Here is a 13,224-nt window from a genome sequence, read left to right as displayed (position 1 = left end):
CAAAGACTGAAGATATACACGCTGGCAACGTCAGTCCAAGTCGGACAGGGCGGCAAATCGCGCTCAAGGTATCGAAGGTATGACCAGAAAGACGCGGCTTCAAATAATTTGCCCGTCTTGGTCTTCGGGTGACTTGTTGTGAGACGGCGATTGTGCTTTTCAGAGACCGGCGAAATCCCTGCCGGGAGATGATGCGGTACGGAACTGTGAGTAAAATCATGGCTGTGCTGAATTTGGAGTGTCGTAGTGAAACGAGTCGGTGCCCTTCTGCTTTGTTCTGCCCTCGTGGGATGCCAGGCCGTTCCGGGTGAGGGGCCATTGGCGGGAGCGATCGTCAAGGATGCCGGGCAGTCCGGCGCCGAAATCGGCCGCCAGAATGCGACCGTCTTTGATATCGTCGATGTGGATGGCCGTTCCGCGCGCCTCGTTTCCGACTATGTCTCCTCGACGCTCAACCGCCGTTTCGGCGTTGGCGGCGGTGTCGGCCGGGTGGTGATCGGCGTCGGCGACGCGCTGAAAGTTTCGATCTTCGAAGCCGGCAGCGACGGCCTCTTCTCCACGCAGGATTCCAAGCAGACCAGTATCGATCTCGTCGTTCAGCCCGACGGCAAGGCAGCAATCCCCTATGTCGGCCCCGTGCGCTTTGCCGGTCTGACACTGGAGCAGGCGCGCCAGGAAATCCTCGAGGCGCTGAAGCAAAAGGCGGTCGAGCCTGACGTTATCGTTACCAGCATGAGCACTGCGTCGCGCAACGTTACCGTTTCCGGCGCCGTCGGCAAATCCTCCGTCGTGCCGCTCAGCCTCGTCGACGAGACGATCAACGAAGTGATCGCCAAGGCCGGCGGTCCGGCTGCGCAGCCCTACGAGACCTATGTAACGCTGGTGCGCGGCAAGAAGACCGGAACAGTGCTTCTGAAGTCGATTATCGACAACCCGTCGGAAAACATCCACGTCAAGCCGGGCGACCAGATCTTCGTGACGCGCGATCCGCGCCGCTTCACCATCCTTGGTGCGGTCAAGGCGAACCAGCGTGTCGAATTCGGCGCAAACGACCTGAACCTGCTCGAAGCCATGGGCCTTGCCGGCGGCGGCTCGGACTACACGCTCGACATGAAGGGCTACTTCATCTTCCGTTACGAAGAGCCTGACGTCGTCATGAGCCTGCTCGGTCAGCAGCGTTTCAACGAGATGCTGCGCAAGGGCATGAAGACCGACAGCCAGGGGCGCTACCCGATCGTCTATCGCTTCGACATGAGCAAGCCGGACAGCCTGATCGTCGGCCAGACCTTCCCGGTCAAGAACCGCGACGTCATCTATGCCTCGCGTCATCCGTCGGTCGATTTCTCGAAATTCCTCAACTTCGTTGCTCAGCCGGTTGGTATCGCCAACTCCGGCTTCTCGATCGCCGACAATCTCAACGGCAATTGAAGACGTTCATCGGCTTTTTAAAAGGGCGCCCACCGGATAGGTCGGCGCCCTTTTTATTTGTGCGCGTGCGGGAGACCAAAGGGACGCGAACCGGCTTGTCGTCGCTCAAATTCTGTGATTGATCTTGGACTTAAATCGATTTTGGTGATCGATGAAGGTTGATTGCCCAAGGGGTCAGGTGATGGCAGATAAAGCGTTGATCGTCGTGGATGTGCAGAATGATTTCTGCCCGGGCGGAGCGCTTGCCGTTGAAGGCGGCGACGAGATCGTGCCAATGATCAACGGGCTCATCGGTCGCTTCGAACATGTCGTCTTGACGCAGGATTGGCACCCGGCCCGCCATTCGAGCTTTGCCTCCAGCCATCCCGGCAAGGCCCCGTTTGAGATGATTGCCATGCCTTACGGCGCCCAGACGCTTTGGCCCGACCATTGTGTGCAGGGCAGTACCGGTGCCGAGTTCCACCCGGCACTCGAATGGACCCGCGCCGAGCTCGTGATCCGCAAGGGTTTCCGGCCGGAAATCGACAGCTATTCTGCATTCTTCGAAAACGACCGTCGAACCCCGACCGGCCTCACCGGCTATCTCAGGGATCGCGGCATTCGCAAAGTGACGCTCTGCGGGCTGGCGACGGATTTCTGCGTCGCGTTTTCGGCGCTTGATGCGGTGGCCCAGGGCTTTTCGACATCCGTCGTTCTCGACGCCTGTCGGGGCATCGACCTCAACGGTTCGCTACAGGCCATGGTGACGCGCATGCGCGATGCCGGCGTCGAGCTGAATTAGGGTCGAGGCCCCGCTTCAGAGGAAGGAGCAATTTCACCGATGACGAAGACCGATATCGCCAGGCGAGTGTATAACCATACCTGGAAGCTCGATCCGATCGTGCGCAGCCTGCTCGATACGGATTTCTACAAGCTATTGATGCTGCAGATGATCTGGCAGCTGTACCCGGATGTCGATGCGACCTTCTCGCTGATCAACCGCACGAAGACGGTGCGACTTGCCGACGAGATCGATGAGCATGAACTGCGCGAGCAGCTCGACCATGCGCGCGAGCTGCGCTTCTCCAAGAAGGAGATGATCTGGCTCGCCGGCAATACCTTCTACGGTCGCAAGCAGATCTTCTCGCCAGAGTTCCTCGCCTGGCTCGCAAAGTTCCGCCTGCCGGACTATGAGCTGAAGCGCCGCGACGGGCAGTTCGAGCTGACCTTCCGGGGGCGCTGGGCAGAGACCACCATGTGGGAAATTCCGGCGCTTGCGATCATCAACGAGCTGCGTTCGCGCTCGGCGATGAAGGGCCTCGGCCCCTTTACGCTCGACGTGCTCTATGCCCGTGCCAAGGCGAAGATGTGGTCCAAGGTCGAGCGCCTCAGGCAGTATCCCAATCTCAGGATTTCAGATTTCGGCACGCGTCGCCGCCACAGTTTCCTCTGGCAGCGCTGGTGCGTCGAGGCGCTGAAGGAAGGCATCGGCAGTTCCTTCTCCGGCACCAGCAACGTGCTGCTCGCCATGGCCAACGATCTGGAAGCGCTCGGCACCAACGCGCACGAATTGCCGATGGTGGCAGCCGCCCTTGCCCGCAACGACAAGGAACTGGCCGCTGCCCCCTACAAGGTGCTGCAGGACTGGAACCAGCTCTATGGCGGCAACCTGTTGATCGTGCTGCCCGACGCGTTCGGGACGGCGGCGTTTCTGCGTGACGCACCGAAGTGGGTGGCCGACTGGACGGGTTTCCGTCCCGATAGCGCACCCCCGATCGAAGGTGGGGAGAAGATCCTCGTCTGGTGGAAGAAGATGGGCCGTGACCCGCGTGAGAAGCTGCTGATCTTCTCCGACGGTCTCGATGTCGACACCATCATCGAAACCTACCGACATTTCGAGGGACGTGTGCGCATGAGCTTCGGCTGGGGCACCAACCTCACCAATGACTTCGCCGATTGCGCGCCGACGGAAATCCGTGGCCTCAACCCGATCTCGATCGTCTGCAAGGTCAGCGAGGCGAACGGCCGCCCGGCGGTGAAACTCTCCGACAATCCACGCAAGGCGACCGGTGAGCCGGCCGAAGTCGAACGGTACCTCAAGTTCTTCGGGTCGCAGGATTTCGTCGAGCAGGCGGTCAAGGTCTGACCAGAACAACTCCAGGAAAAGTGCGAAGCGGTTTTTCGTCCGGAGTTGTGGAGCGTCAAGAGATTACAACTCCAGTAAAAGTGCGAAGCGGTTTTTCGTCCGGAGTTGTTGAGCAAAAAGAAACCGGCAGAAGCCGGTTTCAAATGGGGATCAAAGATGTTGCGATTGTCCATCATCGCAATGTCAAATCTGGCAGTGGAATCTTAAGGTTGCGTTAAGGTGCCAACTTACCGTTGCGTATAGTTTCTCTAAAACACGAACATGTAGAGAAGGATGATGACGATGAGCGGCACGCCCATGAGCCAGAGTACGATGCCTTTCATTTGCAAGCCTCCGCGTTGCTTCCTTTGAAACGGTAACGCGGCATGGGCCAATACGTTCCCGATGTCAGCCAGGTGGCTGAGCCTCAGGTCATTGCCCGGAAGTGCATGGCGCCCTTGCTCAGGAAACAGGCTTTGTCGAAAAGCCTGAGGTCGAGCGGGTTCGGCATCCGGATATCGTCAATGTCGGGAAGTGGTTTCACCGTCGCGTCATAGGACCGGTTGATCTGAGAAATGAAGATGACGATCAAGCCGCGCGCTTGCGCAAACGCCCTAAGACTACGGATTTGTTCGCCAAGTTCAGGGTTTTCCCGCTTCTGGTCGAGAAGCTGCAGGTAGTCGACGATGACCAGCGTTCCTGGTGCCGCTGACCCAAGCGCCTTGATGATGTAGTCGGCGCTGATCGCATCGGAGCAGTCGATGTCGAAGAGCGCGGAAAATTGCGCATAGTCCGCGCCGATGGCCGCGAAACGCTCGACAACATCCGCCACGGTGTATTCCAAGGTGAAGAAGTACGCGCGATGCCCTGCCTTCATCGTGTCCACGGCAAACTCGAGGCTTTTCAACGTTTTGCCCTGGCCCGGCCGCGCACCGAGGAGAACGAGATCTCCCGGACGAAGTTGATCCGGCGCTTCGGGTGCAGAGAGGGCCGCCGCATTCCTTGCCGCCAGCAAACTCCAGCCGGCATACCCCTCGTCGACGGCAATGCGATCGAGCGCCGCATGAAGCGGAATGCCTTCATCGCGCGACAGGCGCTTGGCCCTGCGCTTCAAATGATAGATGGGCGCAGACAGTTTCATCGGTAACCTCCTGATGCGAGCGATCTTCGCAGCCCCTCCTTGTGCTCAATGCCCGAACAGTCGGTTCGATGATGAAGGTGCCCCGTATGAAGTCTACTTTCCCGATTTGGAGGGGGGAGGCATGGGCGTGCCCGAATCGAAGGATAGCGCAGATGATGGTGGAGAGGAATTGTCCTGCGATAGCCGGTGTCGTCGCAAAGGGGGAGGCGTCAGCCGATGCGGACGAAACGAAAGCTCTGGATCAACACACGTTAAAGCGGACGCGGTTCTGCTGAGAGCAGACCAAAAGTAATTGATTGAATTTCCTGAGAGAAAATGGTGCTGCTAGAGAGATTTGAACTCTCGGCCTCTCCCTTACCAAGGGAGTGCTCTACCCCTGAGCTATAGCAGCATCTGGCGGCCGGTTCGTGTGTCAGCCGCATCAAGCGAGGGGGCTATTGCCATAGCTGGACGGGGAGTGCAAGCAGCATTTCAAAGTTTTTCGCGAAGACCTGTGAGAAAAGTCCTCGCGGCTTCCGAAGGTCCCGGTTTTGCGCTAAGGCATGAACATGCAAACAGACGATAAAGAAGGCGAAAAAGCCGCGTCGGCGCCCGATGGGCTGCAGGGCGAAGGCAGAGCGCGCAAGGAAAAGAAGAAGGACACGACCGAAGCGGACCTGAAAAAGGCGCGCCTTGCCAGGAACTTGCGCGACAACCTCATGCGCCGCAAGCAGCAGATGCGGGCGCGGCGTTCCGGAGCCGCCGATGAGGTCAGCGGCCTTCCTGCCGCAAAAACGGACGAATCCCAAGATTAATACGGTTAAGCGGCGGCGTTTTCCGTCGGCTTTCCATCGCAGGCAGCGGGGGCTGTCTGACATCCAAGGCATAATTCCCCGGATCAATGCAAATCCGAGGGGATCGACTGATTGTTGCGGCGACCTTTGCGCTTGCGGGGATGAGCGCCGTTCAAGGTACTTCTAATTTCGCGGCGTCTCGACTAAAGAGCGCCTTCAGACAACATCGGATTTTTTTGGAAAGGCGGGCCAAGCCCGTTCGAGAGGCCTCATGGATCGCATCAGGATTGTAGGCGGCAACAAGCTTAACGGCGTCATCCCGATTTCCGGCGCAAAGAATGCGGCCCTGCCGCTGATGATCGCGTCGCTTCTGACCGACGACACGCTGACGCTCGAAAACGTGCCGCATCTGGCCGACGTCGAACAGCTGATCCGTATTCTCGGCAACCATGGCGCCGACATCTCGGTCAATGGCCGCCGTGAACGCCAGGGCGAAAGCTACGCCCGCACCATCCACTTCACCTGCCGCAACATCGTCGATACGACCGCCCCTTACGAGCTGGTCTCGAAGATGCGCGCAAGCTTCTGGGTCATCGGCCCGCTTCTCGCGCGCGAAGGCAAGGCGCGGGTTTCGCTGCCCGGCGGCTGCGCCATTGGCACGCGCCCGGTCGATCTCTTCATCGAGGGCCTCCAGGCGCTCAGCGCCAACATCGAGATCGATAGCGGTTACGTCAACGCGACGGCGCCCGCAGGCGGCCTGGTCGGCGCACGCTACACCTTCCCGAAGGTTTCCGTCGGAGCGACCCACGTGCTGATGATGGCAGCGACCCTTGCCAATGGCACCACGGTGCTCGGCAACGCGGCACGCGAGCCTGAAGTCGTCGACCTTGCCAACTGCCTCAACGCCATGGGCGCCAAGATCACCGGCCAGGGCACCTCGACGATTACCATCGAGGGCGTGCGCTCGCTCTCCGGCGCGCGTCACCGCGTTCTTCCTGATCGCATCGAGACCGGCACTTATGCCATGGCCGTTGCCATGACCGGCGGCGACGTCATTCTCGAAGACACCGACATGGCATTGCTCGACACCGCACTCGAAGCGATCCGCCGCGCCGGTGCCGAAATCACCGAGACCAACAGCGGTATCCGCGTCGTGCGCAACGGCGCCGGCATCAAGCCGGTCGATATCGTCACCGATCCCTTCCCGGGCTTCCCGACCGACCTGCAGGCGCAGTTCATGGGTCTGATGACCATGGCGAAGGGCACGTCGCACATCACCGAGACGATCTTTGAAAACCGTTTCATGCACGTGCAGGAACTCGCCCGTCTCGGCGCCAAGATCTCGCTCTCCGGCCAGACGGCGAAGATCGAGGGCGTGAGCCGCCTCAAGGGCGCGCCAGTCATGGCGACCGACCTTCGCGCCTCGGTTTCGCTCGTCATCGCCGGTCTTGCCGCCGAAGGCGAAACCATGGTCTCGCGCGTCTATCACCTCGACCGCGGCTTCGAGCGGCTGGAAGAAAAGCTCACCCGCTGCGGCGCGCATGTCGAGCGCGTCAGCGACTGATTTGAGCCGTCACGCCTGAAACCGTTGCGGTTTCAGGCGTGACATCCTATGTCCATTTCAATTGTGGCACGGACGATGTGCAGCGAAACGAAAGGAATGGACGGCATGGACGGTCTGAAACTGCTGGCGCTCGACGAGGAAGATCTCGCTGTCGTCTCTGCTCACGTCCAGGACGCCGTGTTCAAGGTGTCGGGGCTCGAATACGACGCCCGCCGCAAGCAGTTTTCGCTGATCGTAAACCGCTTCGTCTGGGAGACGGCCGAGGGCAAGCGTCGTTCGTTCGAGCGCCGGCGTGCTCTTCTTCTTTTCAAGCGCGTGAATGCGGTGCGCTCCGTCGGCTTCAGCCGGCGCGATGACGAGGCGGTGCTGGCCCTCCTGGCGCTGAAGTTCACGGTTCGCGGCGAGGCACCCGAGGGAACGATCGAACTGCTTCTTGCCGGCGATGCCTCGATCGCGCTTGACGTTGAATGCATCGAAACGCAGCTTGCGGATACCGGCGGGGCGTGGGAAACCGCTTTCAAGCCCAAGCATCCTGAAGGCGCTTGACGCTGCTACTGCATAATTCCTTAAATCGGAATCGGTTTAAGGACAAAATTATGCAGCAGCTTTCAAGTGTTACAGCGACCTTGGCGCGTCTTGCAAAGACGCGCGGCGCTGTAGACCGCAACGACACCGGCATACAAGGACGTTTCCTTTGGCAATCAGGCTCAATAATCTCGACGGTGACTTCGAACAAAAGTTCGCGTCATTCCTGACGACCAAGCGTGAGGTGTCCGAGGACGTCAATGCGGTGGTCAAGGCCATCATCGACGAGGTGCGCCTGCGCGGCGACGCAGCACTCGCCGACTATTCCAAGCGCTTCGACGGTGTCGATTTCTCGGTGACGCCGATGGTGGTCAGTGCCGCCGAGATCGATGCGGCGATCCAGGCGGTCGAGCCGGAGGTGCTGGGCGCGCTGAAAGTTGCCGCCACCCGCATTGAAGCCCATCACGCACGCCAGCGGCCGAAGGACGACATCTACGAAGATTCCATGGGCGTCGGCCTTGGCTCGCGCTGGACGGCCGTCGATGCCGTCGGTCTTTATGTGCCCGGCGGCACGGCGAGCTATCCGAGTTCGGTGCTGATGAACGCGCTTCCGGCAAAGGTCGCCGGCGTTCCCCGCATCGTCATGGTGGTGCCGGCCATGGGCGGCAAGATCAACCCGGCGGTGCTTGCCGCTGCAAGGCTTGCCGGCGTCGAGGAAATCTACCGCATCGGCGGCGCGCAGGCGGTTGCTGCCCTTGCCTATGGCACCGAGACGATTGCGCCGGTCGCCAAGATCGTCGGTCCCGGCAATGCCTATGTGGCCGCGGCCAAGCGCCAGGTCTTCGGCACCGTCGGCATCGACATGATCGCCGGTCCCTCGGAAGTCCTGGTCATTGCCGACAAGTACAACGATCCGGACTGGATAGCCGCCGATCTGCTGGCCCAGGCCGAACACGACGTCGGTGCTCAGTCGATCCTGATCACCGACGATGCGCAATTCGGTCAGGCGGTCGAGGAAGCGGTGGAGCGGCAGTTGAAGACGCTGCCGCGGGCTGAAACCGCATCGGCCAGCTGGCGCGATTTCGGCGCCGTCATTCTGGTGCCCGATCTCGAAGACGCCGTGCCGCTTGCCAATCGCATTGCGGCAGAGCATCTGGAGCTGGCGCTCGCCAATCCCGATCCGATGGTCGAAAAGATCCGCAATGCCGGCGCGATCTTCGTCGGGCGCCACACGCCTGAAGTCATCGGTGATTATGTCGGCGGCTCCAACCACGTCTTGCCGACGGCGCGTTCGGCGCGGTTTTCCTCCGGTCTCGGCGTACTCGACTATATGAAGCGCACGTCGATCCTGCGGCTCGATCCGGAGCAACTGCGGATCCTCGGGCCGGCGGCGATCGTGCTGGCAAAATCCGAGGGCTTGGAGGCCCATGCGCGCTCCGTCGCCATTCGCCTCAATCTCGGGGATGCCGGATGAAGGCGGACCGCAACCTGCGCCTCTGCGATGTCGTTCTGGACGAGACCATCGGCCGCTCGACCCCTGACGTGGAACATGAGCGCGCGGTTGCGATCTTCGACCTGCTCGAAGAAAACCTGTTCGAGCCGGCCGGCCATCCCGGCGGTCCCTACAAGCTCAATCTCTCGCTGATGGACGCGAAGCTGGTCTTCGCCATCTCGACCGAAAAGGGTGAAGGCGTCGCCACGCACATCCTGTCGCTGACGCCGTTCCGCCGGATCGTGAAGGACTACTTCATGATCTGCGAGAGCTACTACGAGGCGATCCGCTCGGCGACGCCCAGCCAGATCGAGGCCATCGACATGGGGCGCCGCGGCATCCACAACGAGGGCTCGCAGACCCTGATGGATCGCCTGTCCGGCAAGATCCGGCTGGATTTCGATACCGCCCGCCGGCTGTTCACGCTCGTTTGCGTGCTCTACTGGCGCGGCTGAGAGCGGGAACCGGCATGACGGGAACCGATGCACCGGACAGAAAAACGCCTCGCTCGGTTCTCTTCATGTGTGGCATGAACGCCATTCGCTCGCCGATGGCCGAGGCGCTTGCCAAGGCGGCGCTGCCTGCCGGCACCTACGTCGCCTCCGCAGGCGTCCGGCACGGCGAACGCGATCCCTTTGTCGACGTCGTCATGGCAGAGGTGGGCTTAAGCCTCGGCCGTCATCAGCCGCATACGCTGGACGAACTTGAAGATGACTACTTCGACCTGATCGTGACGCTCGCGCCGGAAGCGCACCACAAGGCGCTCGAATTGACTCGCTCCATGGCGGTGGACGTGGTCTACTGGCCGACACCGGACCCAACGGTGGCAGTCGGTACGCGCGAGCAGATTGTCGATGCCTATCGCGCCGTTCGCGATCACCTTGCGACATTGATCAATCATCGGCTGGTCGGTCCGCATCATCAGAAGAAGGCCTGAGGGCAAGGAGCCGAAAACCGCCGGCACCGTCGGCGGGCGGCCGCAGCCTTCGTTTCCTTAGTTCCGGATCGAATTAAGGATAAAGACACGCAGCAGATCAAAGTGCTACAGCGACCTTGACCCGTCTGCTAAGACGCCAGGCGCTGTAGGCGTCACAAAAGCGCAAAAGCCGGCGTTAGATGGTTCACAAATCCTCGTCGATTGTGTAGTTTCCGGCAAATTTTCGGGATACCTGACGGTTCCCTAAACAAAGATAGAAAGAACAGTCCTACATGGCGAAAGAAGAAGTCCTTGAATTTCCGGGCGTGGTCACCGAATTGCTTCCCAACGCGACCTTCCGCGTGAAGCTCGAAAACGAGCATGAGATCATCGCCCACACGGCGGGCCGCATGCGCAAGAACCGCATCCGCGTGCTCGCGGGCGACAAGGTTCTCGTTGAGATGACCCCTTACGACCTCACCAAGGGCCGCATCACCTACCGCTTCAAGTAAGCCAGCTCGGCTCTCCGCAATTCCTGGAGCATTTCCGCGTTCCGATGACAGTGGCCAAGAAACTGATACTTGCGTCCGGTTCGCCGCGTCGCGTCGAGCTTTTGGCGCAAGCGGGCATCGAGCCCGCGCGCCTGATGCCGATGGATCTCGACGAAACGCCGAAGCGCGCTGAACATCCGCGTTCGCTCGCAAGGCGGCTGTCGGCCGAAAAGGCGCGGGCAGCACTTGCCGCGATCAAGGGTGAGGCCGGCTGGGACGGAAGCTATATCCTGGCGGCCGACACGGTCGTCTGCGTCGGCCGGCGCATCCTGCCGAAGCCGGAGCTCGTCAGCGAAGCCTCGAGCGCCCTGCATCTGCTGTCCGGCCGCAGCCATCGCGTCTATACCGGTGTCTGCCTCATCACGCCGGACAAGACGCTGCGCCAGAAGGTCGTCGACACCAAGGTTCGCTTCAAGCGCCTCTCCGGTTTTGACATCGAAAGCTATCTCGCTTCCGGCCAGTGGCGCGGCAAGGCGGGCGGCTACGGCATCCAGGGGATCGCTGGCAGCTTCGTGGTGAAGCTCGTCGGTTCCTACAGCAACGTCGTCGGCCTGCCGCTCTACGAAACGGTTGGCCTGCTTGTCGGCGAAGGCTACGACGTGCACAATAGCTGGCTGGAAGGCTGAAGCTGGTGCCCGACGACACGACGAACGACGATAGCAAGAAGAGCGCTTCGAACGTTGCGCCTCTGCGCGCGCCGCGCCCCTGTCCGGAATGCGGGCGGCCGTCACATCGCGAACACTATCCATTCTGCTCGGACCGTTGCCGGAACGTCGATCTGAACCGTTGGCTTTCAGGTTCCTATGCCATCCCTGTCGCCGACGACGAATCGAAGGCCGACGACGACGAGCGTTGACGCGCTGTGCGCCAACCGCGCCGCATGGCGTTCGTTACCCGATATCTTCTCCGTCGCAGGCGCACGTCGCTGCCCGGCATCAAGGTCGGCGATTTTCGCCACCGCTGTCGGCTGCCAAAGGCTGTTTTCTCGCGAGCGGGCGAGAGACGCGAAACGCGATCTCTCTGAATCTGCTTGATTTTTCGGTTTTTTCATCTGTCCACAGGATTTCGGTCAAAAAACTTTCATTTGCCGCTGGACACCGCCGAACAAGATGTTATAACCCCGCTCGCTTCCGGGGCACAAACAAGCGCCCCGAGGGTTCCGCAAGGAGCCGCTGCCCGAAACGGCAGGATGCCCGGATAGCTCAGTTGGTAGAGCAGCGGATTGAAAATCCGCGTGTCGGTGGTTCAAATCCGCCTCCGGGCACCATTCTTCTCTTGAAAGATCTGGTGTCTTAGACGTACACCGAGCGGTCTCGTGTTGTCGTTTTCAGCATGGACACGACCTTGCTTGCGATGGGCTTTCGCGGCCCCTCGATGGGTCGTCACGCGTCGACGCTTATCGCCGTCTTTCTCGCCACGACGCTCGACGGAGCCGATCGATCGGCTGAGATGGGCCGAGCGTGGCACCGTGGCAAGGCGAAGCGTTCCACCTGCGGCCAGACGCTGCTGCAAGCGATCGGTCTCAACTGGTCACAGTCGGTCGTGCCTCTTCACAAGTGGACGGAAGCGGCGTACTCTCCAAGGATATACTTAAGTAGCAATTATTTAATTGTATTCGGCGGGACACTGACATGACTGCGACGGAAGTGCGCGGCGGCAGGCGAGAGCAAATTGACGGGCTTCGCGTGATCGCCATGACCGGGGTTCTTTATGTTCATTACTGGAACGAGCATCCGACGCTGGAATCGGTTCGCGTTTCCCTGTTCTTCATCATCAGCGGCTTCCTGATCGGCACCATATTGCTATCGGCGAAGGACAGCGGCGCGACGATCAACGTCATCAATTTCTATGTCCGCCGGTCTCTGCGCCTGGTGCCGGCGCTGTTGCTGATGCTTGTCGTGGCTGCGCTGTTCAATATGGACGGCATCCGGGAAAGTCTGGTTTGGCATACGTTTCAAATGTCCAACCTCTATTTCGCCATCAACGAAAGCTGGAAGCCCTGGGTTGCAGCGCATCTCTGGAGCCTCAACATTGTCGAGCAGTTCTACCTTACCGCTCCGCTCATCATCCTCTTCCTGAGCCGGCGCCGCATCTTCGTGGCCTACTGCATCATCTTTGCGATCTCGGTCATCGTGCGGGCCAATCCCCGTGAGCTTGGCGTTCTCGCCTGGTCAAACATCGTCTTTTCGTTTGATCCGGTGGCCGCAGGCGCCCTCCTTGCGCTGGTGAAGGACAATGCCGACGTCAAGGCGGTGCTGACGAGCAAAGTGAACAACCTCGCATCGATCGCACTCATCGCTTCGCCGTTCGCGATCGGCGCCGAGTTTGGCCACTCGGAGACCTATCGGCTGCTCAGCATCTATGCGCTTTCATCGATCGTGCTCAGTTCCTACAACGGCTATAAGGGCGTCTCGGCGTATCTTCTGGCGAATCCGGCCACGCGTTTCTTGAGCCGGGTGAGCTACGCGACCTATGTGTATCACATGGCGCTCTGGTGGCTTATCGCCGGCCAGTGGCCCGATCTTTACAAAACGGGGCCAGTCACGTTCTTCGTCATGAGCACCGCCACCGTCGTCGTCGCGACGGCATCCTGGCACCTGATCGAGAAGCATTTCGATGCGCTCAAGACATCGTTCCCGGTGACCCAGCCTGCCGCGCTTGCGGCGGAGCGGGCTTGACCCCAAGAGGCGTGGTGGCGAGCGCAACTTCTGCCAAGTACACGCAGCCTAT

The 13,224-nt window shown here is 60.4% G+C and carries 15 protein-coding genes and 2 tRNA genes; 14 read left to right on the top strand and 3 right to left on the bottom strand.

Annotated elements, in window-relative coordinates:
• Positions 1–246: 246 nt before the first annotated feature.
• The 3 genes from VGO04_RS19445 (at position 247) to pncB (ending at position 3,553) form a co-directional block, all read left to right on the top strand.
• Positions 247–1,428: a polysaccharide biosynthesis/export family protein gene (locus VGO04_RS19445; RefSeq protein ID WP_327497605.1), complete on the top strand. Its 1,182-nt coding sequence runs from the start codon at positions 247–249 to the stop codon at positions 1,426–1,428.
• Between the two features lie 181 nt (positions 1,429–1,609).
• Positions 1,610–2,209, top strand: a complete 600-nt coding sequence (gene pncA, locus VGO04_RS19440) for a bifunctional nicotinamidase/pyrazinamidase (RefSeq protein WP_327497604.1) — start codon at positions 1,610–1,612, stop codon at positions 2,207–2,209.
• A 39-nt stretch (positions 2,210–2,248) separates the two neighbouring features.
• Complete coding sequence (gene pncB / locus VGO04_RS19435; protein ID WP_327497603.1) at positions 2,249–3,553, top strand: nicotinate phosphoribosyltransferase; 1,305 nt, start codon at positions 2,249–2,251, stop codon at positions 3,551–3,553.
• Between the two features lie 406 nt (positions 3,554–3,959).
• Here pncB and VGO04_RS19430 read toward each other — a convergent pair whose 3' ends face one another.
• Positions 3,960–4,673, bottom strand: a complete 714-nt coding sequence (locus VGO04_RS19430; protein ID WP_327497602.1) for a DNA helicase — start codon at positions 4,671–4,673, stop codon at positions 3,960–3,962.
• A 316-nt stretch (positions 4,674–4,989) separates the two neighbouring features.
• Positions 4,990–5,064, bottom strand: a tRNA-Thr gene (locus tag VGO04_RS19425).
• Between the two features lie 151 nt (positions 5,065–5,215).
• Here VGO04_RS19425 and VGO04_RS19420 point away from each other — a divergent pair.
• From VGO04_RS19420 to yacG, 9 genes are all read left to right on the top strand, one after another.
• The gene (locus VGO04_RS19420) at positions 5,216–5,467 is read left to right on the top strand and encodes a hypothetical protein (RefSeq protein ID WP_327497601.1); all 252 of its coding nucleotides are present in this window, start codon (positions 5,216–5,218) and stop codon (positions 5,465–5,467) included.
• A gap of 250 nt (positions 5,468–5,717) precedes the next feature.
• On the top strand, positions 5,718–7,010 hold the full coding sequence (murA, locus tag VGO04_RS19415; RefSeq protein ID WP_327497600.1) for a UDP-N-acetylglucosamine 1-carboxyvinyltransferase: 1,293 nt from the start codon (positions 5,718–5,720) through the stop codon (positions 7,008–7,010).
• A 105-nt stretch (positions 7,011–7,115) separates the two neighbouring features.
• Positions 7,116–7,556, top strand: a complete 441-nt coding sequence (locus VGO04_RS19410) for a DUF2948 family protein (protein WP_327497599.1) — start codon at positions 7,116–7,118, stop codon at positions 7,554–7,556.
• A gap of 148 nt (positions 7,557–7,704) precedes the next feature.
• Entirely contained in the window at positions 7,705–9,009 is a 1,305-nt protein-coding gene (hisD, locus tag VGO04_RS19405; RefSeq protein WP_327497598.1) for a histidinol dehydrogenase, read from the top strand.
• A complete protein-coding gene (locus tag VGO04_RS19400; protein ID WP_327497597.1) occupies positions 9,006–9,482 on the top strand; it encodes a UPF0262 family protein in 477 nt (158 codons plus the stop codon). Before hisD ends, VGO04_RS19400 begins: the two co-directional genes overlap by 4 nt.
• A gap of 14 nt (positions 9,483–9,496) precedes the next feature.
• Positions 9,497–9,964 (top strand): low molecular weight phosphatase family protein, encoded by a 468-nt coding sequence (locus VGO04_RS19395; RefSeq protein WP_327497596.1) that lies wholly within the window; start codon positions 9,497–9,499, stop codon positions 9,962–9,964.
• 272 nt (positions 9,965–10,236) lie between these two features.
• On the top strand, positions 10,237–10,455 hold the full coding sequence (infA, locus tag VGO04_RS19390; RefSeq protein ID WP_004435948.1) for a translation initiation factor IF-1: 219 nt from the start codon (positions 10,237–10,239) through the stop codon (positions 10,453–10,455).
• A gap of 44 nt (positions 10,456–10,499) precedes the next feature.
• Entirely contained in the window at positions 10,500–11,120 is a 621-nt protein-coding gene (locus tag VGO04_RS19385; protein WP_327497595.1) for a Maf-like protein, read from the top strand.
• 5 nt (positions 11,121–11,125) lie between these two features.
• On the top strand, positions 11,126–11,350 hold the full coding sequence (gene yacG, locus VGO04_RS19380) for a DNA gyrase inhibitor YacG (RefSeq protein ID WP_327497594.1): 225 nt from the start codon (positions 11,126–11,128) through the stop codon (positions 11,348–11,350).
• On the opposite strand, the gene VGO04_RS19375 is transcribed toward yacG, so the two are convergent.
• Positions 11,288–11,545, bottom strand: a complete 258-nt coding sequence (locus VGO04_RS19375; RefSeq protein ID WP_327497622.1) for a hypothetical protein — start codon at positions 11,543–11,545, stop codon at positions 11,288–11,290. The two genes, yacG and VGO04_RS19375, sit on opposite strands and share 63 nt — an antisense overlap.
• Positions 11,546–11,685: 140 nt before the next feature.
• Between VGO04_RS19375 and VGO04_RS19370 the strand changes: the two genes are divergently transcribed.
• Together VGO04_RS19370 and VGO04_RS19365 are read left to right on the top strand one after the other, a co-directional pair.
• Positions 11,686–11,761, top strand: a tRNA-Phe gene (locus VGO04_RS19370).
• A 364-nt stretch (positions 11,762–12,125) separates the two neighbouring features.
• Positions 12,126–13,172, top strand: a complete 1,047-nt coding sequence (locus VGO04_RS19365; RefSeq protein ID WP_327497593.1) for an acyltransferase — start codon at positions 12,126–12,128, stop codon at positions 13,170–13,172.
• Positions 13,173–13,224 lie beyond the last annotated feature (52 nt).

Source organism: Ensifer sp. (assembly GCF_035999185.1).
Classification (GTDB): Bacteria; Pseudomonadota; Alphaproteobacteria; order Rhizobiales; family Rhizobiaceae; genus Ensifer.
Note: the sequence above shows the minus strand (reverse complement) of the source record. Positions and strands in the feature narration are given on the sequence as shown.

Excerpts from the sequence above, each read along its gene's own strand:
- pncA (WP_327497604.1), top strand. The coding sequence starts at position 1,610 with ATGGCAGATAAAGCGTTGATCGTCGTGGATGTGCAGAATGATTTCTGC.
- pncB (WP_327497603.1), top strand. The coding sequence starts at position 2,249 with ATGACGAAGACCGATATCGCCAGGCGAGTGTATAACCATACCTGGAAG.
- VGO04_RS19430 (WP_327497602.1), bottom strand. The coding sequence starts at position 4,673 with ATGAAACTGTCTGCGCCCATCTATCATTTGAAGCGCAGGGCCAAGCGC.
- VGO04_RS19420 (WP_327497601.1), top strand. The coding sequence starts at position 5,216 with ATGAACATGCAAACAGACGATAAAGAAGGCGAAAAAGCCGCGTCGGCG.
- murA (WP_327497600.1), top strand. The coding sequence starts at position 5,718 with ATGGATCGCATCAGGATTGTAGGCGGCAACAAGCTTAACGGCGTCATC.
- VGO04_RS19410 (WP_327497599.1), top strand. The coding sequence starts at position 7,116 with ATGGACGGTCTGAAACTGCTGGCGCTCGACGAGGAAGATCTCGCTGTC.
- VGO04_RS19400 (WP_327497597.1), top strand. The coding sequence starts at position 9,006 with ATGAAGGCGGACCGCAACCTGCGCCTCTGCGATGTCGTTCTGGACGAG.
- VGO04_RS19395 (WP_327497596.1), top strand. The coding sequence starts at position 9,497 with ATGACGGGAACCGATGCACCGGACAGAAAAACGCCTCGCTCGGTTCTC.
- infA (WP_004435948.1), top strand. The coding sequence starts at position 10,237 with ATGGCGAAAGAAGAAGTCCTTGAATTTCCGGGCGTGGTCACCGAATTG.
- VGO04_RS19385 (WP_327497595.1), top strand. The coding sequence starts at position 10,500 with ATGACAGTGGCCAAGAAACTGATACTTGCGTCCGGTTCGCCGCGTCGC.
- VGO04_RS19375 (WP_327497622.1), bottom strand. The coding sequence starts at position 11,545 with ATGAAAAAACCGAAAAATCAAGCAGATTCAGAGAGATCGCGTTTCGCG.
- VGO04_RS19365 (WP_327497593.1), top strand. The coding sequence starts at position 12,126 with ATGACTGCGACGGAAGTGCGCGGCGGCAGGCGAGAGCAAATTGACGGG.